General features: G+C 62.5%; 24 protein-coding genes and 1 riboswitch. Of the genes, 7 read left to right on the top strand and 17 right to left on the bottom strand.

The genetic code is table 11. From position 1 onward, the window contains the following. Positions 1-38: 38 nt before the first annotated feature. From PWG15_RS17620 to PWG15_RS17585, 8 genes are all read right to left on the bottom strand, one after another. Positions 39-1,223: a vWA domain-containing protein gene (locus tag PWG15_RS17620; protein ID WP_275021806.1), complete on the bottom strand. Its 1,185-nt coding sequence runs from the start codon at positions 1,221-1,223 to the stop codon at positions 39-41. Positions 1,224-1,230: 7 nt separating this feature from the next. Next, positions 1,231-2,157 (bottom strand): homoserine O-acetyltransferase MetA, encoded by a 927-nt coding sequence (metA, locus tag PWG15_RS17615; RefSeq protein ID WP_275021804.1) that lies wholly within the window; start codon positions 2,155-2,157, stop codon positions 1,231-1,233. 61 nt (positions 2,158-2,218) lie between these two features. Continuing rightward, positions 2,219-2,296, bottom strand: a riboswitch (SAM riboswitch). Positions 2,297-2,378: 82 nt separating this feature from the next. Next, entirely contained in the window at positions 2,379-2,822 is a 444-nt protein-coding gene (locus PWG15_RS17610) for an NUDIX hydrolase (RefSeq protein ID WP_275021803.1), read from the bottom strand. After that, positions 2,819-3,658 carry an AAA family ATPase gene (locus PWG15_RS17605; protein ID WP_034802731.1) on the bottom strand — a complete coding sequence of 280 codons (840 nt, stop codon included), beginning with the start codon at positions 3,656-3,658 and terminating at the stop codon, positions 2,819-2,821. The genes PWG15_RS17610 and PWG15_RS17605 overlap by 4 nt, the downstream gene beginning before the upstream one ends. 108 nt (positions 3,659-3,766) lie before the next feature. Then, entirely contained in the window at positions 3,767-4,147 is a 381-nt protein-coding gene (locus PWG15_RS17600; RefSeq protein ID WP_275021801.1) for a RidA family protein, read from the bottom strand. A gap of 10 nt (positions 4,148-4,157) precedes the next feature. Beyond that, on the bottom strand, positions 4,158-4,763 hold the full coding sequence (gene leuD, locus PWG15_RS17595; RefSeq protein WP_275021800.1) for a 3-isopropylmalate dehydratase small subunit: 606 nt from the start codon (positions 4,761-4,763) through the stop codon (positions 4,158-4,160). A gap of 155 nt (positions 4,764-4,918) precedes the next feature. Continuing rightward, complete coding sequence (locus tag PWG15_RS17590; protein WP_275021799.1) at positions 4,919-5,350, bottom strand: VOC family protein; 432 nt, start codon at positions 5,348-5,350, stop codon at positions 4,919-4,921. Between the two features lie 189 nt (positions 5,351-5,539). Continuing rightward, on the bottom strand, positions 5,540-5,794 hold the full coding sequence (locus tag PWG15_RS17585; RefSeq protein WP_275021798.1) for a hypothetical protein: 255 nt from the start codon (positions 5,792-5,794) through the stop codon (positions 5,540-5,542). A gap of 125 nt (positions 5,795-5,919) precedes the next feature. Between PWG15_RS17585 and PWG15_RS17580 the strand changes: the two genes are divergently transcribed. Then, positions 5,920-6,825 carry an HpcH/HpaI aldolase/citrate lyase family protein gene (locus PWG15_RS17580; protein ID WP_275021797.1) on the top strand — a complete coding sequence of 302 codons (906 nt, stop codon included), beginning with the start codon at positions 5,920-5,922 and terminating at the stop codon, positions 6,823-6,825. Further along, positions 6,822-7,028 (top strand): DUF1737 domain-containing protein, encoded by a 207-nt coding sequence (locus tag PWG15_RS17575; RefSeq protein WP_275021796.1) that lies wholly within the window; start codon positions 6,822-6,824, stop codon positions 7,026-7,028. The genes PWG15_RS17580 and PWG15_RS17575 overlap by 4 nt, the downstream gene beginning before the upstream one ends. 213 nt (positions 7,029-7,241) lie before the next feature. Here PWG15_RS17575 and PWG15_RS17570 read toward each other — a convergent pair whose 3' ends face one another. Continuing rightward, complete coding sequence (locus tag PWG15_RS17570; protein ID WP_034802708.1) at positions 7,242-7,676, bottom strand: metallopeptidase family protein; 435 nt, start codon at positions 7,674-7,676, stop codon at positions 7,242-7,244. Positions 7,677-7,844: 168 nt separating this feature from the next. On the opposite strand from PWG15_RS17570, the gene PWG15_RS17565 reads away from it, so the two are divergent. The 5 genes from PWG15_RS17565 (at position 7,845) to bfr (ending at position 14,761) form a co-directional block, all read left to right on the top strand. Next, positions 7,845-8,801, top strand: coding sequence for an ImuA family protein (locus tag PWG15_RS17565; RefSeq protein ID WP_275021795.1), 957 nt, complete (start codon positions 7,845-7,847; stop codon positions 8,799-8,801). Further along, positions 8,686-10,269 carry a Y-family DNA polymerase gene (locus PWG15_RS17560; protein WP_275024451.1) on the top strand — a complete coding sequence of 528 codons (1,584 nt, stop codon included), beginning with the start codon at positions 8,686-8,688 and terminating at the stop codon, positions 10,267-10,269. The genes PWG15_RS17565 and PWG15_RS17560 overlap by 116 nt, the downstream gene beginning before the upstream one ends. Then, complete coding sequence (locus tag PWG15_RS17555; RefSeq protein ID WP_275021794.1) at positions 10,266-13,619, top strand: error-prone DNA polymerase; 3,354 nt, start codon at positions 10,266-10,268, stop codon at positions 13,617-13,619. Before PWG15_RS17560 ends, PWG15_RS17555 begins: the two co-directional genes overlap by 4 nt. A 373-nt stretch (positions 13,620-13,992) precedes the next feature. After that, entirely contained in the window at positions 13,993-14,304 is a 312-nt protein-coding gene (locus PWG15_RS17550; RefSeq protein WP_057254958.1) for a (2Fe-2S)-binding protein, read from the top strand. After that, entirely contained in the window at positions 14,270-14,761 is a 492-nt protein-coding gene (bfr, locus tag PWG15_RS17545) for a bacterioferritin (RefSeq protein ID WP_034802698.1), read from the top strand. Before PWG15_RS17550 ends, bfr begins: the two co-directional genes overlap by 35 nt. Positions 14,762-14,835: 74 nt before the next feature. Here the strand turns inward: bfr and PWG15_RS17540 are convergent, their stop codons facing one another. From PWG15_RS17540 to PWG15_RS17505, 8 genes are all read right to left on the bottom strand, one after another. Further along, positions 14,836-15,357 carry an RNA pyrophosphohydrolase gene (locus PWG15_RS17540; RefSeq protein WP_275021793.1) on the bottom strand — a complete coding sequence of 174 codons (522 nt, stop codon included), beginning with the start codon at positions 15,355-15,357 and terminating at the stop codon, positions 14,836-14,838. A gap of 51 nt (positions 15,358-15,408) precedes the next feature. Beyond that, positions 15,409-16,617: a divergent polysaccharide deacetylase family protein gene (locus PWG15_RS17535; protein WP_275021792.1), complete on the bottom strand. Its 1,209-nt coding sequence runs from the start codon at positions 16,615-16,617 to the stop codon at positions 15,409-15,411. Next, positions 16,572-16,838, bottom strand: coding sequence for a hypothetical protein (locus PWG15_RS17530; RefSeq protein ID WP_275021791.1), 267 nt, complete (start codon positions 16,836-16,838; stop codon positions 16,572-16,574). Before PWG15_RS17530 ends, PWG15_RS17535 begins: the two co-directional genes overlap by 46 nt. 134 nt (positions 16,839-16,972) lie before the next feature. Further along, the gene (locus PWG15_RS17525) at positions 16,973-18,295 is read right to left on the bottom strand and encodes a S41 family peptidase (RefSeq protein ID WP_275021790.1); all 1,323 of its coding nucleotides are present in this window, start codon (positions 18,293-18,295) and stop codon (positions 16,973-16,975) included. Then, positions 18,285-19,682, bottom strand: coding sequence for a murein hydrolase activator EnvC family protein (locus PWG15_RS17520; RefSeq protein ID WP_275021789.1), 1,398 nt, complete (start codon positions 19,680-19,682; stop codon positions 18,285-18,287). The genes PWG15_RS17525 and PWG15_RS17520 overlap by 11 nt, the downstream gene beginning before the upstream one ends. A 161-nt stretch (positions 19,683-19,843) precedes the next feature. Further along, the gene (rlmH, locus tag PWG15_RS17515) at positions 19,844-20,326 is read right to left on the bottom strand and encodes a 23S rRNA (pseudouridine(1915)-N(3))-methyltransferase RlmH (RefSeq protein WP_275021788.1); all 483 of its coding nucleotides are present in this window, start codon (positions 20,324-20,326) and stop codon (positions 19,844-19,846) included. A gap of 263 nt (positions 20,327-20,589) precedes the next feature. Further along, a complete protein-coding gene (rsfS, locus tag PWG15_RS17510; RefSeq protein ID WP_077968685.1) occupies positions 20,590-21,021 on the bottom strand; it encodes a ribosome silencing factor in 432 nt (143 codons plus the stop codon). Between the two features lie 102 nt (positions 21,022-21,123). Next, positions 21,124-21,690, bottom strand: a complete 567-nt coding sequence (locus PWG15_RS17505) for a nicotinate-nucleotide adenylyltransferase (protein ID WP_275024450.1) — start codon at positions 21,688-21,690, stop codon at positions 21,124-21,126. Positions 21,691-21,748 lie beyond the last annotated feature (58 nt).

The following is a 21,748-nucleotide window of genomic DNA, read 5'->3' as shown; positions in this document are numbered from 1 at the left end:
CAGCTATTCAAGGTGCTACAGTGGCCACTGCGGTCATGTCAGCGCGACAGCTGCTTGGTGGCGTCCTGTAGCCCGGCAAGCGTCAGGGGAAACATGCGCCCCTCGAACAGGCTTTTCACCATGGCGATCGACTGGGTGTAGCCCCAGTGCTGTTCCGGCACGGGATTGATCCAGATGGAGCGCGGAAAATGCGCCGTCATCCGTGACAGCCACAGCGCGCCGGCCTCGTCGTTCCAGTGCTCGACCGAGCCGCCGGGATGGCTGATCTCATAGGGGCTCATCGAGGCGTCGCCGACGAAGATGGCGCGATAGTCGCCGCCATAGGTGCGCAGCACCTCCGTCGTGCGGGTGATATCGGCGCGGCGGCGGCGATTGTCCTTCCACAGGCCCTCGTAGACGCAATTGTGGAAGTAGAAATGCTCCATGTGGCGGAACTCGCCGCGGGCGGCGGAGAACAGTTCCTCGACGATGCGGATGTGATCGTCCATCGAGCCGCCGACGTCGAAGAACATCAAAAGTTTCACGGCGTTGCGCCGCTCGGGCCGCGTCACCACGTCGAGATAGCCGTGCTCGGCGGTGGCGCGGATCGTGCCCGAGAGGTCGAGTTCGTCGGCAGCACCCTGGCGCACCCAGCGTCTGAGCCGCTTCAGCGCGACCTTGATGTTGCGCGTGCCAAGCTCGACGGTGTCGTCGTAGTCTTTGAACTCGCGCCGGTCCCAGACCTTCACGGCGCGGCGATGGCGCGACTGGTCCTGGCCGATCCTGACCCCTTCGGGGTTATAGCCATAGGCGCCGAAGGGCGAGGTGCCGGCGGTGCCGATCCACTTCGAACCGCCCTGATGCCGGCCCTTTTGTTCCTGCAGCCGCTGGCGCAAGGTCTCCATCAGCTTGTCGAAGCCGCCGAGCGCCTCGATCAGGCGTTTTTCTTCCTCCGTCAGGTGCTTTTCCGCAAGCTTGCGCAGCCAGTCCTCGGGGATGACGGCCTCTTCGCCGGCTTCCATCGGGTTGACCGCCTCAAGCCCGGAAAAACAGTGCTGGAACACCCGGTCGAAGCGGTCGATATGGCGCTCGTCCTTCACCAGCGCCGTGCGCGCCAGGTAGTAAAAGGCTTCGACGTCGAATGTGGCGATGCCCGCCTCCATCCCCTCGATCAAGGAGAGGAATTCCCGGAGCGTGACCGGGACTTTCGCCGCCTTGAGTTCGAGGAAGAAGGGGATGAACATCGGTCAGTCAGCTTTTTCCGGTGCCGATCTCCGAGAGATCATAGGGCGTCGTCTGGTACATTTCGTTGATCCAGTTGCCGAAGAAGAGATGGGCATGGCTGCGCCAGCGGTTCTGTGGCGGCAGGGTCGAATCATTGTGCGGGAAATAGTCGTGCGGCATCTTGATCGGCACGCCGGCGTCCACGTCCCGGAAATATTCGTCCGACAGCGAAGTGGAATCATACTCCACGTGGTTGAACATGTAGAGCCGGTTGCCCTTCTTCTCGTGCACGAGGCAGACGCCCATCTCCTTCGATTCCATCAGGATCTCGAGGCTGGGCACCTTGTCGATATCGGCACGTCGGACCTCGGTCCAGCGCGAAACGGGAACCGCGAAATCGTCGGAAAAGCCGTTGAGGTAGACGGACGAGCGGTTGAGGTTCTGGTGGCGATAGACGCCGAAGGCCTTCTCGTTGAGCGGATATTTCGGCACGTCGTGGAAATGGTAGATTGCGGCCATCGCGCCCCAGCAGACGTTGAGCGTCGAATGCACGTTGGTCTCCGTCCAGTCGAGGATGCGCTTCAATTCGTCCCAATAGGTGACGTCCTCATAGTCCAGCGTCTCGACCGGCGCGCCGGTGATGATGAAGCCGTCGAACTTGCGACCCTGCACCTCTTCCCAGGTCTCGTAGAAGGAAAGCAGATGGTCTTCCGAGGTGTTCTTTGCCCGGTGGGCGCCGATGCGCACCAGCGACAGTTCCACCTGCAGCGGCGAAGCGCCGATCAGGCGCGCCATCTGGATCTCGGTCTTGATCTTGTTCGGCATGAGGTTCAGGAGCCCGATCTGGAGCGGGCGGATATCCTGACGGATCGCCACGGTCTCGGTCATCACCCGCACGCCCTCGTGTACGAGGGTTTCGAAGGCGGGCAGCGTATCGGGAATCTTGATGGGCATGGGCTTCCACTCGATCAATACAAAAAAACCGGCGGCGATTGATCGCGACCGGTCCTCGGAAATCCAACTTTCCTCGGCCCTTTAGCGACTTGTTTAACGTGGCTGCAAGCCGGCCGGCCAAATCACCACAGGGAATTTGATAGCGCGACAGGGGCGCGGGGGTCAAGAAAAACGATTCGGGCGGTACCGGGCAGCCCCTCTCCTCGCCTGCGGGGGGAGGGTTAGGGTGAGGCGCAAGCCCGCAACAAATGCAGACCGTCCTGCATCCCATACCCAAGCCGACGCTTGGCCTCGTCGATGCCGAGCCAGAAGAAGCGGAAGCGGATCGGCTCGCCGCCGCCAAAAGGTGTCATCTCCTGATGCAGCCAGGTCTGCCGCTGCACGCCAGTAAGTGCGACGTGAAAATAGTGCCGCCGATGGCAGATGGTCCGGCCGTCCTTCCGGAAGGAATAATCGTGCGTGTCGAGATGGGCGAGCGTTTCCGACGGCGTCAGCCCCGTCTCCTCGATAAATTCTCTCACTGCCGCGGCCTCTGGGCTCTCGTCCGGCTCCATCGTGCCGCCAGGCACCTGCAGCGCGATCTCGGGAAAGTCCGGCTCGTCGAAGACCAACAATCGGTCGCGCCAGGTGGCGTAGATCAGGACCTTGTGGGCGTCCGGGGTCATCCGTCGCGCCGCGCCATGAAGGCCAGGCGTTCGAACAGGTGCACGTCCTGCTCGTTCTTGAGCAGTGCGCCGTGCAGCTTCGGCAGCATGGTCTTGGCATCGGCTCGGAGATCTGCCGGATCGACCTCGTCGGCGACCAGCAGCCGGATCCAGTCGAGCGCTTCGGACGTGGACGGCTTCTTCTTCAGGCCCGGCACCTGGCGGATGTCGTAGAAGGCGGCAAGAGCGGCCGACAGCAGCGTCTTGCGGATGCCGGGGTAATGCACCTCGACGATGCGGGCGAGCGTGTCGGCGTCGGGGAAGCGGATATAGTGGAAGAAGCAGCGACGCAGGAAGGCGTCCGGCAGCTCCTTCTCGTTGTTGGAGGTGATGATGACGATCGGCCGATGACGGGCGCCGATCATCTCGCCGGTCTCGTAGACATGGAATTCCATGCGGTCGAGTTCCTGCAACAGGTCGTTCGGAAATTCGATATCGGCCTTGTCGATCTCATCGATCAGGAGCACCACGCGCCGATCGGCCTCGAAGGCCTGCCAGAGCTTGCCCTTGCGGATGTAATTCCTGACCTCGTTGACGCGCTCGTCGCCGAGCTGGCTGTCGCGCAGGCGCGATACGGCATCGTATTCGTAAAGCCCCTGCTGCGCCTTGGTGGTCGACTTGACGCTCCATTCGATCAGCTCGAGGCCAAGGGCTGCGGCGATCTGGCGGGCAAGCTCGGTCTTGCCGGTGCCGGGCTCGCCCTTGACCAGCAACGGCCGTTCCAGCCGGATCGCGGCGTTGACGGCGATCATCAGGTCCTTGTCGGCGATATAGTCGGCGGTGCCTTGAAATTGCATGGGCGTCTTCCGGGTTCAGCGTCTCGTCTGCGAAGTCCATGGACTACCGCATCTTGGCCGAAATCGGAATCGATTTGAGAAGTGATGGTGCGAGCAGAAAGCTCTGTCTCAGCCGCGAAGGGCGGTGACCTCGATCTCGATCAGCATTTCCGGGCGGATCAGATCGCAGACGATCATGGTTGCGGCCGGGCGGATCTCGCCGAAGACTTCGCCGAAAATCGGGAACACTCGGTCGGCGAAGCTTGCATCGGTGACGTAGTAGTGGTTGCGCACCACGTCCTTCATCGAGAAGCCCGCTTCCTTCAGCGCGCCCTCGATCGTCTTCAGGCAGTTGCGCGCCTGCTCCTCCACCGTCTCGGGCATGGTCATGGTGGCGTAGTCGTAGCCGGTCGTGCCGGAGACGAAGCACCAGTCGCCCATCGCGACGGCACGCGAATAGCCTGCCGTCTTTTCGAAGGGCGAGCCCGAGGAGATGAGCTTGCGCGTCATGCCGCTTGCTTTAGGCCCAGGGGCGCGAGGCGCCGACCGACTTCTCGAAGCTGTCGATGGCGGTCGCCTTTTCCAGCGTCAGGCCGATGTCATCGAGGCCGTTCAGCAGGCAGTGACGCTTGAAGGCATCGACCTCGAACTTGACCGAGCCGCCGTCCGGACCGGTGATTTCCTGGGATTCGAGGTCGACCGAGAGGATGGCGTTGGAACCGCGCGAGGCGTCATCCATCAACTTGTCGAGGTCAGCCTGGCTGACGACGATCGGCAGAATGCCGTTCTTGAAACAGTTGTTGTAGAAGATGTCGGCGAACGACGTGGAGATCACGCAGCGGATACCGAAGTCGAGCAGCGCCCACGGTGCGTGCTCGCGCGAGGAGCCGCAGCCGAAATTGTCGCCGGCAACCAGGATCTTGGCGTTCTGGTAGGCGGGCTTGTTGAGCACGAAGTCCGGGTTGACCGAGCCATCCTCGTTGTAACGGGCTTCGGCGAAAAGGCCCTTGCCAAGGCCGGTGCGCTTGATCGTCTTCAGGTAATCCTTCGGAATGATCATGTCCGTGTCGATGTTGACGACGGGGAGGGGGGCGGCGACACCGGTGAGCTTGACGAATTTTTCCATAACTTCAGGCCTTCGATTTCAGAAGAATGTTGCGCTAGCGTTTAGATGAGTTTTGCGCCGAATTGAAGGAAAATCTATCCAGACACGCGTCATCGGGCGGGTGAAAATGCCCGCCCGATGGAACATCCGTCCGAATTTCGATTGTTGGGCCGGCCTCAGCCTGCCTTCACAGGGCTGTTCATCGCCCAGAGAACGCCGAAGGGGTCGCGAAGCTGGCCGTAACGGTCGCCCCAGAACATCACCTCGATCGGCATCACCACTTCCGCACCGGCGGCAACGGCGCGGTCCCACCAGGCGTCGATGTCTTCGACGGTGAGCGTCAGGGTGAAGGCCTGCGGCTTTTCCAGCGGATGGCCGTATTCCGGATAGGCATCGGCCAGCATCAGCGAACTGCCGTTGACGTAGAGGTGGATGTGCATCGTGCGGCCCTGCTCGTCGAGCGGGTGCCGGTTGACTTCCTTGCCGCCAAAGGCGCGCTGGTAGAATTCGGACGCCTTGGCGGCGCCATCGACCTGCAGATAGGGCAGAAGGCCGTTCAGAACCGGTGCCGGCTGCTGCGTTTCAGTTTGCTGCGTCTGGGTATCCATCGGGTTTCTCCATCCTGTTTGAGGAGCCAGGACCGTTGCTGGCCTGTCTCAAGGACGGGCGGGGAACGCCCGATCCGACATGGGGATGGAAAAAAATTTGAAGCCGGTGCGGCGCGTCGTTTTGCAGGCATCACAAAAGGCGAGCCGATCGTGGATCGGCCCGGCCGGTCTTGCCCGGATCGGGAGAGATCAGAGGTCGATGATCGTGCCGCGACCGTCGTTCCAGATGCGCATCTCACGTTGGCCGTGGGCGGCAGTTGCTGCGGCCGGACGGACAGTTGCGCGGGCCGGCTTGAGGTTCAGCCGGGCGGCAATGGCGCTGCCGATCACGACGACGGCGGCGATGCCGGCCAGCGCCAGTGCCAGCGAAGCGGTCAGAACGAAGGCCGCAAACGTGATGGTCAGGGCTGCGGCCGTAAAGAGAACAGAGCGAATGCTTTGCATAATCGTCACCTTTCTGATGGCGATGTGGTGGTTCGTGCCGGCACTTGCAAGAGGTGGGCTTTCGAATGGGGTGCGGCGGTTCGCCTCGTCTTGCGGAACGAATGAAAGGCGGGCACAACTGAGACATGAGCAAATCGACAGAACATCACCCCGTGCGCCTGCGTCGCTCGGTGCTTTGTGTGCCCGCTGACAACGCCCGGGCGCTTGCCAAGGTCGCCGAGCTGGCGGCGGACGCAGTGATCTTCGATCTCGAGGATGCGGTAGCGCCTGAGCGCAAGGCCGAGGCCCGCGCAGCGCTGGTACAGCACCTCACGGCGAACCGGCCGGATTGCGAAATCGTTATCCGCATCAATGCGCTCGGCTCCGGCTTCGGTCAGGAGGATCTCGCAGCAGCTCTTGCGGCGAAGCCCGATGCTGTTCTTCTGCCGAAGGTTGAGAGCCCGGCGGATATCCAGGCGGCGGCCGATTGGCTTGCCGAAAACGATGCGCCGGAGACGCTGCGTCTCTGGGCGATGATCGAGACGCCGCGTGGCGTCATCAATGCGCCTGTCATCGCCGAGACCGGCCGCACCTTCGGTGGGAGGCTCGATTGTTTCGTCGTCGGCCTTAATGACCTGCGCAAGGAAACCGGCGTGCCCGACCGGCCCGGCCGCCCCTATCTCGTTGCCTGGCTGATGCAGATCCTGCTTGCCGCCCGCGGCGGCGGCCTCGACGTCATCGACGCGGTGTTCAACGATTTTCGCGACGTTGATGGTTTCGACGAGGAATGCCGGCAGGGCCGCGACATGGGCTACGATGGCAAGATGCTGATCCATCCGGCCCAGATCGGCCCGGCGAACGAACGTTTCGGCGTGGAGCAGATCGCCGTCGACGAGGCGCGCGCGATCATCGCGGCCTTCGCGCTCACGGAAAACGCCGGCAAGGGCGTCATCAATCTCAATGGCCGGATGGTCGAGCGGTTGCACCTCGATCAGGCCGTGACGCTCGCCGCCAAGGCGGATCTCATCGAAAAACGAAAGACAAGATCTTGAAACTCTACCGCTTCCTGACCGGACCCGACGACGCCTCCTTCTGCCACAAAGTGACGGCGGCGCTGAACCAGGGCTGGAGCCTGCACGGCTCGCCGACTTACGCCTTCAACGCCGACACGCAGCACATGCAGTGCGGCCAGGCGGTGGTGAAAGAGGTCGAGGGGAAAGAGTACACCCCGGATATCAAGCTGTCGGAGCAGTAGTCGCAGCTGCCATCAGCGACTGCTCCCTCACCCTAACCCTCTTCCCGCAGGCAGGGAGAGGGACGCGGGCGAAAGCTCCGTCGTTACTTGGTGTCGTCCCTCTGCGGGGATGGTTCATCGAGACGAGTGGGTGCTGCGCGTTTCCTTCTCCCCGCAGGCGGGGAGAAGGTGGCCGGCAGGCCGGATGAGGGGCAAAGCGAAACGGTGAGCTTGTTAGCCGCCGACATGCTCGACGCTGGCTTCGATCCGTTCCATGTCGTCGTCGGAAAGGCCGAAATGGTGGCCGATCTCGTGGATCAGCACGTGGGTGATGATGTCGCCCAGCGTTTCCTCGTTCTCGGCCCAATAGTCGATGATCGGACGGCGATAGAGGGTGATGCGGTTCGGAAACTGGCCGGTTTCCATGGTGAAGCGCTCACTGATGCCACGGCCTTCGAAGAGGCCGAGCAGGTCGAAAGGCGTTTCCAGCGCCATGTCCTCGAACACGTCGTCGCTCGGAAAGTCGGCAACTTCGATGATGAGGTCGGTTGTCAGCTGACGGAATTCCTGCGGCAGGTGGCCATAGGCCTCCAGCGCAAGCTGCTCGAAAGTGGTAAGCGTCGGTGCGTGGCGTTCCCGCCAATCATCGGTCTGGTCAATGCGGGCCATAGGCACTCCTTGTTGCCCTCCATATAGCGATTTTGCCAGTGTTTTTCGAGTGTTGAATTCCGTGCTTACAGGGACAGGAATAAATTCTCATAATTGGCTGTTGACTCATTTGGGAAGCTCTGGAATCTAATAGAACATAACACGAACATTTGATGGGAGTTGACCGTCATGGCCGACAAAGCCGTGGAGCGGGAGACGGTACTTTTGCTCCGAGAGACGATCGCCAGGATCGAAAACCGTCGGCTTCCGGGCGTCGTGCGCGCCGCCAAGGCGGCCGATCCCGGCGGCTTCCGTCAGCGCGAGGACGACGATGAGCCCGGACGCCGAGCGCTTTCGCTCGGCATTCCGGATCTGGACGATCTTCTTGAAGGCGGTCTGCCGCTCGAAGGCATGACGGAAATCCGCAATGCCGAGACGCGCGATGCTGGCGCCGCCGCCGGCTTTGCCGCCGCTCTCAGCGTGCTCTGCCAAAAGGCGCGGCTTGAAAAGGGCGAGCTTGTGGCTCCCGTTCTCTGGATCAGCCAGTCGATGGCGTCCACCGAGGCGGGCCTGCCCTATGGGCTTGGTCTCAGGGCCTACGGGCTCGATGTCCGCGGCCTTGTCTTCAGCCTGCCGCGCACCGTGAAGGATGCGCTTTGGATCGCCGAAGCGGCCCTTTCCGTCCCGAGCTTCTGCGCCGTCATTCTCGAAATTCGCGGCAACCCTGGCGCCCTTGCGCTCAGCGAGAGCCGGCGCCTGCATGTCCGCTCACGGGCGGGCCACGTTCCTCTTCTGCTTTTGCGCCAATCCGGACACGAGGAGGCGAGCAGTGCCTTCTTTCGCTTCCTCGTCGAGCCGGCGCCGGCGCGCGAGCGTCCGCTACCGGATGGATCGATGCTTCGCGGCAGCATCGGCCATCCCGTCTTTCATGTCATCGCCGAGAAGAGCAGGGCTCCTGCGCCGCTCGGCTTCCTGCTGGAGTGGAACCCCCATGACCGCCGCCTTTACCCCGTCGAGCCCCTACCAGCCGCTGCTGCGGCAGATCCAGAACCAGCGCATTCTATCGCTCGCCTTTCCGCATCTTCCGGCCGATCGGGTCGCCCGCAAGCGCTGGGGGAACTCGTGGCTTTCCCGCGGGCGTCCTGAGCATCCGCCCGTCGTCTTCGCCGACAGGGTGAAGAGCGCGATGCGCCTCGTCGCCCTCGATGGTTTCGCCGAACGGGCGGGCTTTCAAATCGGCCAGGGCGTTGCCGAAGCCCGGGCCATGTGTCCCGAGATCGATGTGCTGCCGGCCGATCCCGTTGCCGATCGGGCACTGCTTGCGGGCCTTGCGGATTGGTGCTGCCGCTACACGCCGCTCGTCGCGCTCGATGGTGACAGCGGCCTCTTTCTCGACATCACCGGCTGCGCCCATCTGCTCGGCGGCGAAAAAGCGCTGCTCGACGACCTGCTTGCCCGCCTCTTTCACTTGGGCGTCGAGGCGCGGGCGGCGATTTCATCCTCCGCCGGGCTTTCCTGGGCAGTGGCGCGCTTCGGCTCCGAAGGCGTCATTGCTCCGGATGAGGCCGCACGGGTGCTGGCGCCGCTGCCGATGGCAGCCCTCCGGCTGCCGCAAGAGACGATCGAAACGCTTGGCCGGGTTGGGCTCAAACAAGTCGGCGATCTCCTCGAGGCGCCGCGCGCGCCGCTTGCCCGCCGGTTCGGTGCGAGCCTGCTTCTGCGCCTCGATCAGGCACTCGGACGGGAGGACGAGCCGCTGTCGCCGCGGCTGCCCGTCGCTGCCCTTTCCGTAGAGCGGCGGCTCGGCGAACCGGTTCAGGGCGAAGACGATATTCTGGGTCTGGCGGAGGAGCTGGCGGCCCGGCTGAAGCCGGAGCTGGAAAAACGTGGCGAGGGCGGGCGCCTGTTCGAGCTTCTGCTGTTTCGTGTCGACGGTGCCGTCTTCCGCATCGCCGCCGGAACCTCTGCGCCGCTCAACGAGCCGCGGCGTGTCGCGGGGCTTTTCCGCGAGCGCCTGCAGGCGGTGCATGAGGACCTCGATGCCGGCTTCGGTTTTGAGATCCTCCGGCTCTCGGTGCCGAAGAGCGAAAAATACGAGGTGATGCAGGAGGATTTTTCCGGCACGCCGGATCGTGAGCGGCCGCTTGCGGCCTTTGCCGATCGGGTCATGGCCCGCTTCGGGGCGGAGAGCCTTCTTGTGCCGGCTCTCTCGGAAAGCCATGTGCCAGAGCGGGCGGCAAGCTTCCGCCCGCTCACGGATCTGGGGCTCATGGGCAAGGTCGATGGACCGGCGGAAAACATTCCGGCGACCCTGCTTGCCGTTGCGGCCCGGCCGCAGCGGCTCTTTCCAAGTCCCGAGCCGGTGGAGGCGGTGGCCGAGGTGCCGGAGGGGCCGCCCCGAAGCTTCCGCTGGCGCCGCACGCTGCATCGCATTGCGCGGGCCGAAGGGCCGGAGAGGATTGCCGGTGAATGGTGGCTCGACGGTGAGCCGGCGATGGAGCGCGACTATTTCCGGGTGGAAGACGAACGCGGCCGGCGGTTCTGGCTGTTTCGTGAAGGCCATTATGGGGCTGGCGCCCCGCCGCGCTGGTTCATGCATGGAGTCTTCGCATGAGCACCCCCTACTTCGAGATCGGCGCCTGGTCGAATTTCTCCTTCCTCGAAGGCGCCTCCCATCCGGGCGAAATGGTGGTCGCTGCAAGCCGCCTCGGTATTGGCGGTATCGGCATTGCCGATCGCAACACGGTTGCCGGCGTCGTGCGCGCCCATGCGCAGGCCAAGGTGGAGAAGTATGCCTTCCAGCCGGGGGCGCGGCTCTCTTTCGCCGAAAAGCTGCCCGATGTGCTTGCCTATCCCTTAAATCGCCGTGGCTGGGGCAATCTCTGCCGCATGCTGAGCGCCGGAAACCTGCGGGCTACGAAGGGCACCTGCACGCTCTACGAGACCGATCTCATCGAATGGGGCGAGGACCTGTTGCTCGTCGTGCTGCCCGATCCGGTCATCGGCGCGCCGGAGGCGACCCTGCTTGCCGATTTCCTCAAGCGCCTGAAGCCGCATTTTGCCGATCGGCTCCATCTGGCGCTGGTGCCGCGTTATGACGGCTTCGATCAGCTTGCCTTTGCCGGGCTTGCGACCATTGCCCGCCATGCGGCGGTCAGGCTCGTCGCCACCAACAGTCCGCTGTTCCACACGGCCGCGCGACGGCCGCTCGCCGATGTCGTCACCGCCATCCGCGAGCATGTGACGATCGCTTCGGCCGGCTATCGGCTGCACGCCAATGCCGAAAGGCATCTGAAGACGCCTGAGGAAATGGCGCGCATCTTCCGCGACTATCCGGAAGCGATCGCCAATACCGGACAGTTCTTCAGGCGTTTGAAGTTCTCGCTGTCTGACCTCGAATATCAATATCCGGACGAAAGCATTGCGGGCGAGACACCGACACAGACGCTGCGGCGGCTGACGATGGAGGGCGCGCATGCGCGCTATCCGGACGGCATTTCCGAGAAGGTTTCGACGCAGATCGAATACGAACTCGGCCTGATCGCAGAAAAGCGCTACGAGCCTTACTTCCTGACGGTGCGCAACATCATGCAGTTTGCGCGCAGCGCCGAAATCCTCTGCCAGGGGCGTGGTTCGGCGGCGAATTCCACCGTCTGCTACTGCCTGCGCATTACTGAGGTCGACCCGCTTTCGACCACTCTGCTTTTCGATCGTTTCATCTCGACCGAACGGGACGAGCCGCCGGATATCGACGTCGATTTCGAGCACGAGAAGCGGGAAGAGGTGATCCAGCATATCTACCGGACCTACGGCAAGGAGCATGCGGGGCTGACGGCCGCCGTCATCAGTTACCGGGCGCGCTCTGCCGGCCGGGAGACCGCCAAGGCTTTTGGCTTTTCAGAAGACGTGCAATCGGCACTCGCCGGCTCTGTCTGGGGCTGGTCGGTCGCCGATCTCTCCGAACGTGAAGCAAAGGCCGCCGGTCTCGACACGAAGGACCCGACCACTGTCCGTGTGCTCGATTACGCCACCGAGCTGATGAGCTTTCCGCGTCATCTCTCCCAACATGTCGGCGGCTTCGTGATTACCCGCGACCGGCTCGACGAGGTGGTGCCGATCATGAACACGGCGATGCCCGACCGCTTCATGATCGAGTGGGACAAGGATGACCTCGATACGCTGAAGATCCTGAAGATCGACGTGCTGGCGCTCGGCATGCTCACCTGCATCGCCCGTGCCTTCGCACTGCTCGACCGGCACTACGGCGAGAAGAAAACCCTGCACCAGCTCTTCAAGGATGACCAGAAGGACGTCTACGACATGATCTGCCGCGCCGATACGATCGGTGTCTTCCAGATCGAGAGCCGGGCACAGATGAGCATGCTGCCGCGGCTGAAGCCGCGTATCTTCTATGATCTCGTCATCGAGGTGGCGATCGTCCGGCCGGGGCCGATCCAGGGCAACATGGTGCATCCTTATCTGAAGCGAAGGGAGCAGCGCGCTCGTAATATCCCCATCGAATATCCGAGCAAGGAACTGGAGATGGTTCTGGAGCGGACGCTCGGCGTGCCCTTGTTCCAGGAGCAGGCGATGCAGATCGCCATTACCGCTGCCGGTTTCTCGCCAGGCGAGGCCGACCAGTTGCGCCGTGCCATGGCGACCTTCAAGCGCACCGGCACGATCCATACTTTCCATCAGAAGATGATCGAAGGCATGGTCAGGAACAACTACCCGCGCGATTTTGCAGAGCGCTGCTTCAAGCAGATCGAGGGCTTCGGCGAATATGGCTTTCCCGAAAGCCATGCGGCGTCCTTCGCGCTGCTGGTCTATGTCTCGTCGTGGCTGAAGACCTATTACCCGGATGTCTTCTGCGCGGCACTTTTGAACTCGCAGCCGATGGGCTTTTACGCGCCCGGGCAACTGGTGCGCGATGCAAGGGAGCATGGGGTCCGGGTTCGACCCGTCGACATCAACCATTCGGTCTGGGATGCGGACCTCGAAGAGGGGAGCCTCGATCGCGGTGCCATCGAGCCGCGCCACCGTGAGATGGAGGACGTGATCAAGACGAAGAGGGCGATGCGCCTCGGCTTCAATTCGATCAAGGGTCTGAAACAGGAAGAGATCGAGAAGAAGCTCGTCGCCAATCGTGGCGCCGGCTACCGGACGGTGCGCGATCTCTGGCTGCGCTCGGGCCTCTCTCGCTCGGCGCTCGAAAGGCTTGCGGACGCGGATGCCTTCCGCTCGATCGGGCTCGACCGCCGCAAGGCGCTCTGGGTGGTGAAGGCGCTGGATGAAAAGAGTGCTGCGGAACGGTTGCCGCTCTTCGAGGGCGCGGCGAAGGAGGAGTTGCGGCCGGAGCCGGCGATGGTCCTGCCGGAGATGCTGCCGGGTGAGCAGGTGATCAACGACTATCGCTATCTCTCCTTCTCGCTCAAGGCGCATCCGGTTTCGTTCCTGAGGTCGCAGTTGTCCGAACAGGGCATCGTGCCGAGCCGCACGCTTGCGACCGCCCCGGTCGGGCGACGGATCACGGTCGCCGGACTGGTGCTGGTGCGCCAGCGCCCGGGTTCCGCCAAGGGGGTCATCTTCATGACCATCGAGGACGAGACCGGTGTCGCCAATGCGATCGTCTGGCCGAAGGTGTTTACCGCCTATCGTCCGGTGGTCATGGGCGCGCGGCTCGTCAAGATCCGCGGCCGGCTGCAGCGCGAAAGCAGCGTCATCCATGTGGTTGCCGAACACATCGAAGACATCACGCCGATGCTGGGGCTGTTGCGCACAGAGGCGCGGCGGTTCGGTGCAAGCGACCGCGCCGACGAAGCGCTAAAGCCGACCGGCGACGCGCGCGAGAAGAAGGCGCAGGGCGATCTACGTCTGACCATGGCACGGCGTGCCGGCGCCAGCCCGGAGCAGACGACCGCCGAGGTGGCGGAGGTGATGCCGAAGGGGCGTAATTTTCATTAAAGACAGAACTCCGACCCGGCTGCTTCAACGGGCAGTCGGGTGGCCTTTGGAGGAAAGAAGCAGATCACCTTACGCGAGGTCCGGAACGGTCCGGATCATCATGCGGTGGAAGCCACAGTCTGGCTCTTCCTGGCAGCATAGCGCCTGCGGTGTGTAAAAATGTCGCAGGACAGGCGTGGCCTGATCGACCTCTGGTCTACACGAATAGTCGTTCACGTTTCTCTAAAATTTTGAAAAGACGAAGCTTTTTGTCCGGTTTAGAGTTATTCTAATTGGGCTGCAACTTTCGCTCGCGGAGTTTTTAGTTGACACTAAATGTCCTGTTTTGCTTTATGCGCTGATACAGGGCGTTGCGTACGACAGGCGAGACGACATGCTGGTTTGCAGCTGCAATTTCATCACGGAAAAAGAGATCGAGGACACGATTATCGGCCTCCTCGACGAGGACTGTTGGCAGCTGATCGTGCCGGCGAAAGTCTATCACGCGATGGAAAAACGCGGCCGTTGCTGCGGTTGCTTCCCCAATGTCGTCGACATCATCATCCGCACCACCGAGCAATATCACGCGCACCGCGACTCGACGGACGCCGAGATATTTGATTTCATGACCCGCCTCAAACAATTCCATGAGGATAATCGGAGGGCGGATCTTGAAAGGCGACAAAAAAGTCATCGAGCAGCTTAACGAAGCGCTCTATCTCGAACTCGGTGCCGTCAACCAGTATTGGCTGCACTACCGCCTCCTCGAAGACTGGGGTTACACGCTTCTCGCCAAGAAGGAGCGCGCGGAATCCATCGAGGAGATGCAGCATGCCGACAAGCTCGTAGCGCGCATCATCTTCCTTGAAGGTCATCCCAACCTGCAGACGGTTGCGCCGCTGCGCATCGGCCAGAACGTCAAGGAAGTGCTGAAGGCCGACCTTGCCGGCGAATACGATGCGCGCACCGCCTACAAGAAATCGCGCGATATCTGTCACGCCGCCGGAGACTATGTCTCCATGAAGCTTTTCGAAGAGCTGCTCGCCGACGAGGAAGGCCATATCGACTTCCTCGAAACCCAGCTCGAGCTGCTCGACAAGATCGGCGAAGAGAAATACGGCCAGCTCAATGCGGCGCCGGCCAACGAAGCCGAAGCGGACTGATCTTCAGGCAACAGCAAAAGAAGAGGCCGGCGATTTCGCCGGCCCTTTTTGTTTCCTGACAATGCGCGGCGGCCCTACGGCGCCAGATGCGCGAAGGCTGAGACAACCTCGTCGTAGACCTTGCGCTTGAACGGCACGATCAGCTCCGGCAGTTCGCGCATCGGCTTCCACTCCCAGGCGTCGAATTCCGGATCGTGCCCGCCCGGCGGCGGGTTGATGGCGATCTCGTTCTCCTCGCCCTCGAAGCGAAAGGCATACCAGCGCTGCGTCTGGCCGCGATACTTGCCCTTGAGGCCGATGCCGATCAGGTGCTCGGGCAGATCGTAGTTGATCCAGCCCGGCGCTTCCGCAAGCAGCGACACCGTGCTCATGCCGGTTTCCTCGTATAGCTCGCGATAGGCGGCCTTCAGCGGATCCTCGCCCTTGTCGATGCCACCCTGCGGCATCTGCCATTGTTGCGGCGAGCCATCATATTCGGAATTGCCGACGGCGATGCGATGTCCGGCCCAGACGAGGCCCGCACGGTTCAGCACCATCACCCCCACGCAGGGGCGATAGGGAAGGTCATCCGCTTTCAGTTTCTTGTCCTTGCTCATCGGCTGCCTCGTTCTTCCATATCAGATCATTCCGGTTGGAATGCGTGTAAGCTAGTTCTGTTGCGGATCCTTGACGAGCGCGGAGACGCCGACGATCTCGATGCCGCGCCCCTGTGCCTCGCCGATCCAGGAGGCAATGGCACTGACGCTTTCGTCGAAGGCGGAGGCGACGCCGATGGCTGTGCCATTGCGGCGCGCAATGCGCTCGAGTTCGTCGAGCTTCTTCAGGATCGCGCCACGGCTGAGCTCCGTGTCGAGCGTCAGGTCGGCAAAGCCATGCGGCACGTCGAAGGCATCGGCGAGCTTGCCCGAGAGCGATTGCGCCGAGGTGCCATCGTCGAGGAACAGCAGGCCGCGCTTGCCGAGATCGCGCATGACAGGTTCCAGCGCATCGGCATCCGACAGAAAGCGGCCGCCGAGATAGTTCATGATGCCGGTATAATTGGTGATCTCGGCGAGGTTCTGGTGCAATTCCGACAGGTTCTTCTTGGCGCCGACACCGATGCGCAAGGCGTTGGGGCCGGGATCGTTGGCCGGATAGTCGAATGGCTCCATCGGCACCTGCAGCAGGATCTCGTGGCCGCTTCGGCGGGCCTCCTGCATCCAGCGCTGCAGGCTGTTTCCGGCGGTTGCAAAGCCCAGCGTCACGTCGCCCGGCAGGTCGCGGATCGCCTTCTGCGTACCGGTCTGGCTGAGGCCGAGGCCGCCGACCACCAGCGCAATGCGGGTGCCGCGCGCGCCCGACCAGGGACGGGCATACTGATCCATCGGGCGCAGCCCGTCCGGACCGACGATCGGCAGGCGGCCGGCCGGGCTCTCTTCCAGGAGATCGTCATTGGGCATGGCCGCCATGCGCGGATCCTGGCCGCGGATCGGGCCGACATTGATGAGGGCAGGGCCCTTGCCATCGCGGCTGCGCGGCGAAAACGTCGTAACGGTGGACCCGTCATCGGTGAGCGTATGTTCGACGTCGGCGCCGGAATAAGCGGTTCCCGGCTTCATCGTTCCGCCCGCGCCCGATTGGCCATTTTCCACCTTTGACGGTGTCTCGCCAGCGCCCTTGGCGCTCTCGCTCGCCGCCGTTTCGATCGGACCGCGCTTCAGCCCGTCCGGCATAAGCGTGCCCCACAGCGACAGTCCGACGACCGACACCAAACAGAGACCGAGTAAGGAGAAACCGAGCACACGTCGCGGATTGCGCTTCGCCGCCAGCTTCACCCGCCGGTTCTGGCCCAGGGGGGCATTGAGATCAGTTCCCAAACGGAGCCTCGGTCGATCTGTGCGATGTTGCCGCTTTTGCACGCCTGCCCGAAATCATATTCGATCAAAGGACAAAACACGTAGTAATTCAAAGTGCTGCAGCGACCTTTGCGCATCGAACAGGACGTGCGGCCGCTGTCGAGCCAGGCGGCGCTGAGACGCTTCGCCTGTTCTTCCTTCAGTGCGCCGATCGCCCTGAGAATCAGGGGCCGCGGCAGCACCTGTACCCCTATAATTTAGCTGTGCCGCGTTGACCAGTGCATCTGCCTTGGGCGGGGGATGCACTATGCTGAAATGCAGAGCGCCGCGTGTCCTTTCGAACACGCGGCGCCCTTAATTGGATACCTTCGCATGCTTACTTCTTGAGCTGAGCCTGTTCCGGATTGGCCGGGAAGGTCGGATCCGTCTTCTTGCCGCGCAGCAGGTCGAGCGCGTAGTTGAGCTGCAGGTCGTCCTTCGTTTCCGGCGGCACATAGGCGACCGAGCCCGAACCTTCGTCGGTCTCGCTCTGGCCCTGGATGTGGCCACGCAGATCGGATTCGCCCTGAGCCTCGACCTTGCCGAGCAGTTCCGGCGGCAGCGGCTGCTCGACCTTGATGTCGGGCGTGATGCCCGTGCCCTGGATCGATTTGCCCGACGGCGTGTAGTAGAGCGCGGTCGTCAGACGCAGCGCACCGGCTTCGCCGAGCGGAATGATCGTCTGGACCGAACCCTTGCCGAAGGAACGCGTGCCGAGAACGGTCGCGCGCTTCAGGTCTTGCAGGGCGCCGGCGACGATTTCCGAAGCGGAAGCTGAGCCGCCGTTGACGAGCACGATCACTGGCTTGCCATCGGTCAGGTCGCCCGGCGTGGCGTTGAAGCGACGGGTTTCGTCCGGGTTGCGGCCGCGGGTCGAAACGACCTCACCGCGCTCCAGGAAGGCGTCGGAGACGTTGATCGCCTGGTCGAGCAGGCCGCCCGGATTGAGGCGCAGGTCGAGGACATAGCCCTTGAGCTTGTCGGCTGGCACTTCCGCCTTGATCTTCTCGATGCCCTTCTTCAGGTCGTCATAGGTCTTCTCGGTAAACGAGATGACGCGCAGGTAGCCGACGTCGCCTTCGGTGCGGAACTTGACGGCGCGAACGGCAATGACATCGCGAACGATCGTCAGCTCGATCGGCTTGTCCGCGCCCTTGCGCAGGATCGTCAGCTTGATCGGGGTGCCGACGGCGCCACGCATCTTCTCGACGGCGTCTTCAAGCTTGAGGCCGCGAACGTCCGCACCGTCGATCTTCGAGATGAAGTCACCGGCGAGAACGCCAGCCCGGGCTGCGGGCGTGTCGTCGATCGGGCTCGTGACCTTGACGAGATCGTCTTCCATCGTGACTTCGATGCCGAGACCGCCGAACTCACCGCGGGTCTGGGTGCGCATGTCCTCGGCGTCGGCCGAGTTCATGTAGCTCGAATGCGGATCAAGCGACGAGAGCATGCCATTGATGGCGTTCTCGATCAGCTTGTCGTCCTGCGGCGGCGTCACATATTGCGCGCGAACGCGTTCGAATACGTCGCCGAAAATTGCCAGTTCGCGATAGGTCGAGGTATTGGCGGCGACGGCCGGAACGACAGCCGAATAAACCACGCCCATCGCGGTCGCGCCCATGAGCGCTCCGACCAGAACAAGTGAAGCCCTACGTATCATTTCGCGCCTTTCCAACCTCTGCTGCGGTCCACCATGGTCGGGAATCAACCGGTTTTCCGTCTTTTCGGAATTCAATGTAAAGCGTCGGCCGGTCCGTTTCCAGCGCCAAGGCCGCAGCACTTGCGACTCTTTTTGCGCCCATGGTCGCCAGCGGTTCACCCGCCACGACAAATTGTCCGGTCTGCACGCTCACCGTCTCCATGCCTGACAGCACCACATGGTAGCCGTCACCAGGATTGAGAATGATCATCTGCCCATAACTGCGGAAATTGCCTGCGTAGACGATCCAGCCATCTGACGGCGCAGTCACCAGCGCGCCGGGATTGGTTTCCAGCATGATCCCTTGCAGGGAGTGCCCCGTGCCATCGGCATCACCAAACTTTCGCAAAAGCGATCCCGCGGCCGGATAGGCAAGCTTATTCCTCAGCTCCGAAAACACGTATGCTGGCGCAATGCGGTTTTTGTCGGGCACGGCACTGCGGGCCAACTCGCGTGCCGCTTCACGCTCGGCCTCACTCATGCGCAGGCGCTCCTGCTCCTGAGCGCGGGCTGCTTCTGCGGCCTCGCGAACGGAGGCGATCTGGCTTTCGAGCGAGCCGATCAGGCCCTGGAGATTGGTGGCCTGGCCGGCAAGTTCCTGCGCCTTGCGCTGCTCGGCGGCGAGCTCGCTGGCGCTCGACTGGCGCAGCTTCTCCTTTTCGGCCACCAGCATCGACATGCGGCGTTCTTCCTCGACATTGGCCGTCATCGTCGCGGTCAGCTCTTCTCGCTGCCGGTCGATGCCGGCGCGAATGTCGGCCAATGCCTTGAGGTCGGCCACGAGGTTCTCTGTTTCCTTGCGCAGGCCAGGTACGACCGCGCCGAGCAGAATGGCGCTTCGCACCGATGCGAGCGCATCCTCCGGCGTCACCAGGATCGCCGGCGGCGGGTTGCGTCCCATCCGCTGCAGGGCGGCGAGAACCTCGGCAAGCACCCCGCGGCGTGCGTGCAGCGACTTTCGGACGACGTCCTCCTTGGTCCGGAGGTCACTCAGTTTCGTTTCGCCGTCGACAATCTGTTGCTCAAGAGCCTGGCGTTTCTTGGCGGAATCGACGATCGCAGCCCGCAGCGTCTCGTTGGTCTTGTCGATCTCGGCGATGGTCTCCGTCAGCGCGTTGGCGCGCTCCTGCGACAGCGTGATGGTCTTCGACAGCGCGTCGAGTTCGCTGCGCGTGCTGTTCCGGCGAAGCGTGAGGTCAGCGGCAGGATCAGGCGGCCCCTGTTCCTGGCCGGCCATCGAGGCGCCGGGCGGCGTGACCTCCTGCGCGCCTGCCGGCAGGCCGATCGCCAGCGCGAGCGCAAAGGCCGCCGCCTTACGGGCAAGCCGTCCTGCGTCGTCTCTTCCCATGCTGAAAACGCTGGTCCTGCCTCGGCGCGTCATCGGTTCGTGTGCGTCCATCCGAAAATACGAGGAAAAACCTAATCTGATTTGTCGCGCACGACCAAGCATATTCTCGTTATCGCTGCGTGTTGCCGGGTGAAGCATCCCGCGCAAAACGGCCACCTGGCCTAGACTCGATGATAGGGGTGGCCGGAGAGAATGGTGACGGCGCGGTAAAGCTGCTCGGCGATCAGGATGCGCGCCAACTGGTGCGGCCAGGTCATCTTTCCAAGGTTCAGCACCGCATCGGCGCGGGCGTGAAGGCTCGGGTCGAGGCCATCGGCGCCGCCGATCGCGATCATCAGGTCGCGCTTGCCGCTGTCGCGGAACATGCCGAGGAGCGATGCAAAGCCTTCGGAATCGAGCGCCTTGCCACGTTCGTCGAGAAGCACGAGCAGGCTGCCCTCGACAAGTGACTTTTCGAGCTGGGAGGCTTCCTCCCGCTTGCGCGTCTCGGCATTGGAGGCACGGCTTTCGTTGACTTCGACGACGCGAGAAAGCTCCAGACCGATCGCCGGACCGGCCTTGGAAAAGCGATCGAGATAACGGGCCGCGAGATCCTTTTCCGGCCCCGCCTTGAGGCGGCCGACTGCGAAAAGTCCGATACGCATGACCTTATCCGTCCTCGCTTGCGCTGCAACGCGCACTGCATAGTTCCTGAAATCGGATCGATTCAAGGAGAATCTTATCCCGCGTCCATGGAGCCTTGCAGCGTCGTTACGCGCCTTGTCCGGAAAACGGGGCCGAAGGTTACGATCAGTCGCAACAAACTTCCGGCTGACAACGCCGCTCAATACGGCGCCAGCCCTTCAAATTCATGCATGACCACACCTCGGCTCGTCCGGCATTCAGCTGCGCGGCGACCCGGTCGGTCTCAATGCAAGGTGCCGTCCTCGATCTCAGGAGCCGCCCACATCTTTTCGATGTTGTAGAACTCCCGGATCTCCGGCCGGAAGATGTGAACGATCACATCGCCGGTGTCGATCAGCACCCAGTCACCGCCTTCCAGACCTTCGACACGGGCATTGCCAAAGCCCCCGTCTTTCAGGTCGGTCGTCAGGTGATCTGCAATGGCCATCACATGCCTCGTCGATCGCCCGGAGACAACGACCATGAAGTCTCCCAGCGCCGATTTTCCGGCAATGTTGATGCTGACGATATCTTCTGCCTTCGAGTCCTCTAGGCTTTCGAGGACCAGTTGAAGCGCACGGACAGCGGCTTCGTCGCTAGATCCCGTGCTGCGCGGGAATGCGGAGACCGCATATCCCTTGGCGTGTGCTGTTGTCAGGGTCTTTCCTTTCCACATGAACAGAACAGGCACTTTCGATTCGAACAAAGATCGAACCGTCCATGAATGTAGGCACCAAACGGTAGTGGTTTCAAGACAGCAGAACTGATTCCCAGAAAATCATATTCCGCCTGCAGCCCGAAGCGCCGTCGAACTCATCGATGAGCGTGGGCCGTGAATGAAGGTCCAGGCAGGGGCTGGATGAAAAGCCAGGCGCCGCGCGTCGTCCTCGTCGATGCGGGCATAGTCGAAGGTCTTCGCCATTCGCGAAGAAAGATAGGCAAGCGTCGAGCCTGGCCGGTCGATGACGGCGATCGGGAAGGTGCAGGCGATCTTCTGCCAGTTCTGCCAGCGATGAAAACCCCTCAGGTTGTCGGCGCCCATGATCCAGACGAAGCGAATGTTGCGATTGCGGGCCCGCACGATTTCCAGCGTGCGAGCGGTATAACTCTGCCCCATTGCCTTTTCGAAAGCCGTCACCTTGATGCGCGGGTTGCGCGCGATCGCTTCGCTCATGGCGATGCGGTCGGAAAGCGGTGCCAGATTGTTGTGGTCCTTCAGCGGATTGCCGGGGGTCACCATCCACCAGAGCTGGTCGAGTCCCAACCGCTGGATCGCGGTGTCGGCGACCAGCACATGGCCCTCGTGCGGCGGATTGAAGGACCCGCCGAAGAGGCCGACCACCATGCCGCTTTCGACATGAGGCATGCGCAGGTAGCGGGCGTTGACCGTGCCCGCCATCACC

The sequence above is a fragment of the Ensifer adhaerens genome (assembly GCF_028993555.1).
GTDB lineage: Bacteria > Pseudomonadota > Alphaproteobacteria > Rhizobiales > Rhizobiaceae > Ensifer > Ensifer adhaerens_I.
Note: the sequence above shows the minus strand (reverse complement) of the source record. Positions and strands in the feature narration are given on the sequence as shown.

Coding starts and splice junctions, on each gene's coding strand:
- rsfS (WP_077968685.1), bottom strand. CDS start 21,021: ATGTGGAAAGGAAAGACCCTGACAACAGCACACGCCAAGGGATATGCG.
- PWG15_RS17550 (WP_057254958.1), top strand. CDS start 13,993: ATGCTGGTTTGCAGCTGCAATTTCATCACGGAAAAAGAGATCGAGGAC.
- PWG15_RS17580 (WP_275021797.1), top strand. CDS start 5,920: ATGAGCAAATCGACAGAACATCACCCCGTGCGCCTGCGTCGCTCGGTG.
- PWG15_RS17610 (WP_275021803.1), bottom strand. CDS start 2,822: ATGACCCCGGACGCCCACAAGGTCCTGATCTACGCCACCTGGCGCGAC.
- rlmH (WP_275021788.1), bottom strand. CDS start 20,326: ATGCGTATCGGACTTTTCGCAGTCGGCCGCCTCAAGGCGGGGCCGGAA.
- PWG15_RS17540 (WP_275021793.1), bottom strand. CDS start 15,357: ATGAGCAAGGACAAGAAACTGAAAGCGGATGACCTTCCCTATCGCCCC.
- PWG15_RS17585 (WP_275021798.1), bottom strand. CDS start 5,794: ATGCAAAGCATTCGCTCTGTTCTCTTTACGGCCGCAGCCCTGACCATC.
- PWG15_RS17620 (WP_275021806.1), bottom strand. CDS start 1,223: ATGTTCATCCCCTTCTTCCTCGAACTCAAGGCGGCGAAAGTCCCGGTC.
- PWG15_RS17565 (WP_275021795.1), top strand. CDS start 7,845: ATGGCCGACAAAGCCGTGGAGCGGGAGACGGTACTTTTGCTCCGAGAG.
- PWG15_RS17505 (WP_275024450.1), bottom strand. CDS start 21,690: ATGGTGGTCGGCCTCTTCGGCGGGTCCTTCAATCCGCCGCACGAGGGC.
- PWG15_RS17520 (WP_275021789.1), bottom strand. CDS start 19,682: ATGGGAAGAGACGACGCAGGACGGCTTGCCCGTAAGGCGGCGGCCTTT.
- PWG15_RS17570 (WP_034802708.1), bottom strand. CDS start 7,676: ATGGCCCGCATTGACCAGACCGATGATTGGCGGGAACGCCACGCACCG.
- PWG15_RS17600 (WP_275021801.1), bottom strand. CDS start 4,147: ATGACGCGCAAGCTCATCTCCTCGGGCTCGCCCTTCGAAAAGACGGCA.
- PWG15_RS17605 (WP_034802731.1), bottom strand. CDS start 3,658: ATGCAATTTCAAGGCACCGCCGACTATATCGCCGACAAGGACCTGATG.
- PWG15_RS17555 (WP_275021794.1), top strand. CDS start 10,266: ATGAGCACCCCCTACTTCGAGATCGGCGCCTGGTCGAATTTCTCCTTC.
- leuD (WP_275021800.1), bottom strand. CDS start 4,763: ATGGAAAAATTCGTCAAGCTCACCGGTGTCGCCGCCCCCCTCCCCGTC.
- PWG15_RS17525 (WP_275021790.1), bottom strand. CDS start 18,295: ATGATACGTAGGGCTTCACTTGTTCTGGTCGGAGCGCTCATGGGCGCG.
- metA (WP_275021804.1), bottom strand. CDS start 2,157: ATGCCCATCAAGATTCCCGATACGCTGCCCGCCTTCGAAACCCTCGTA.
- PWG15_RS17590 (WP_275021799.1), bottom strand. CDS start 5,350: ATGGATACCCAGACGCAGCAAACTGAAACGCAGCAGCCGGCACCGGTT.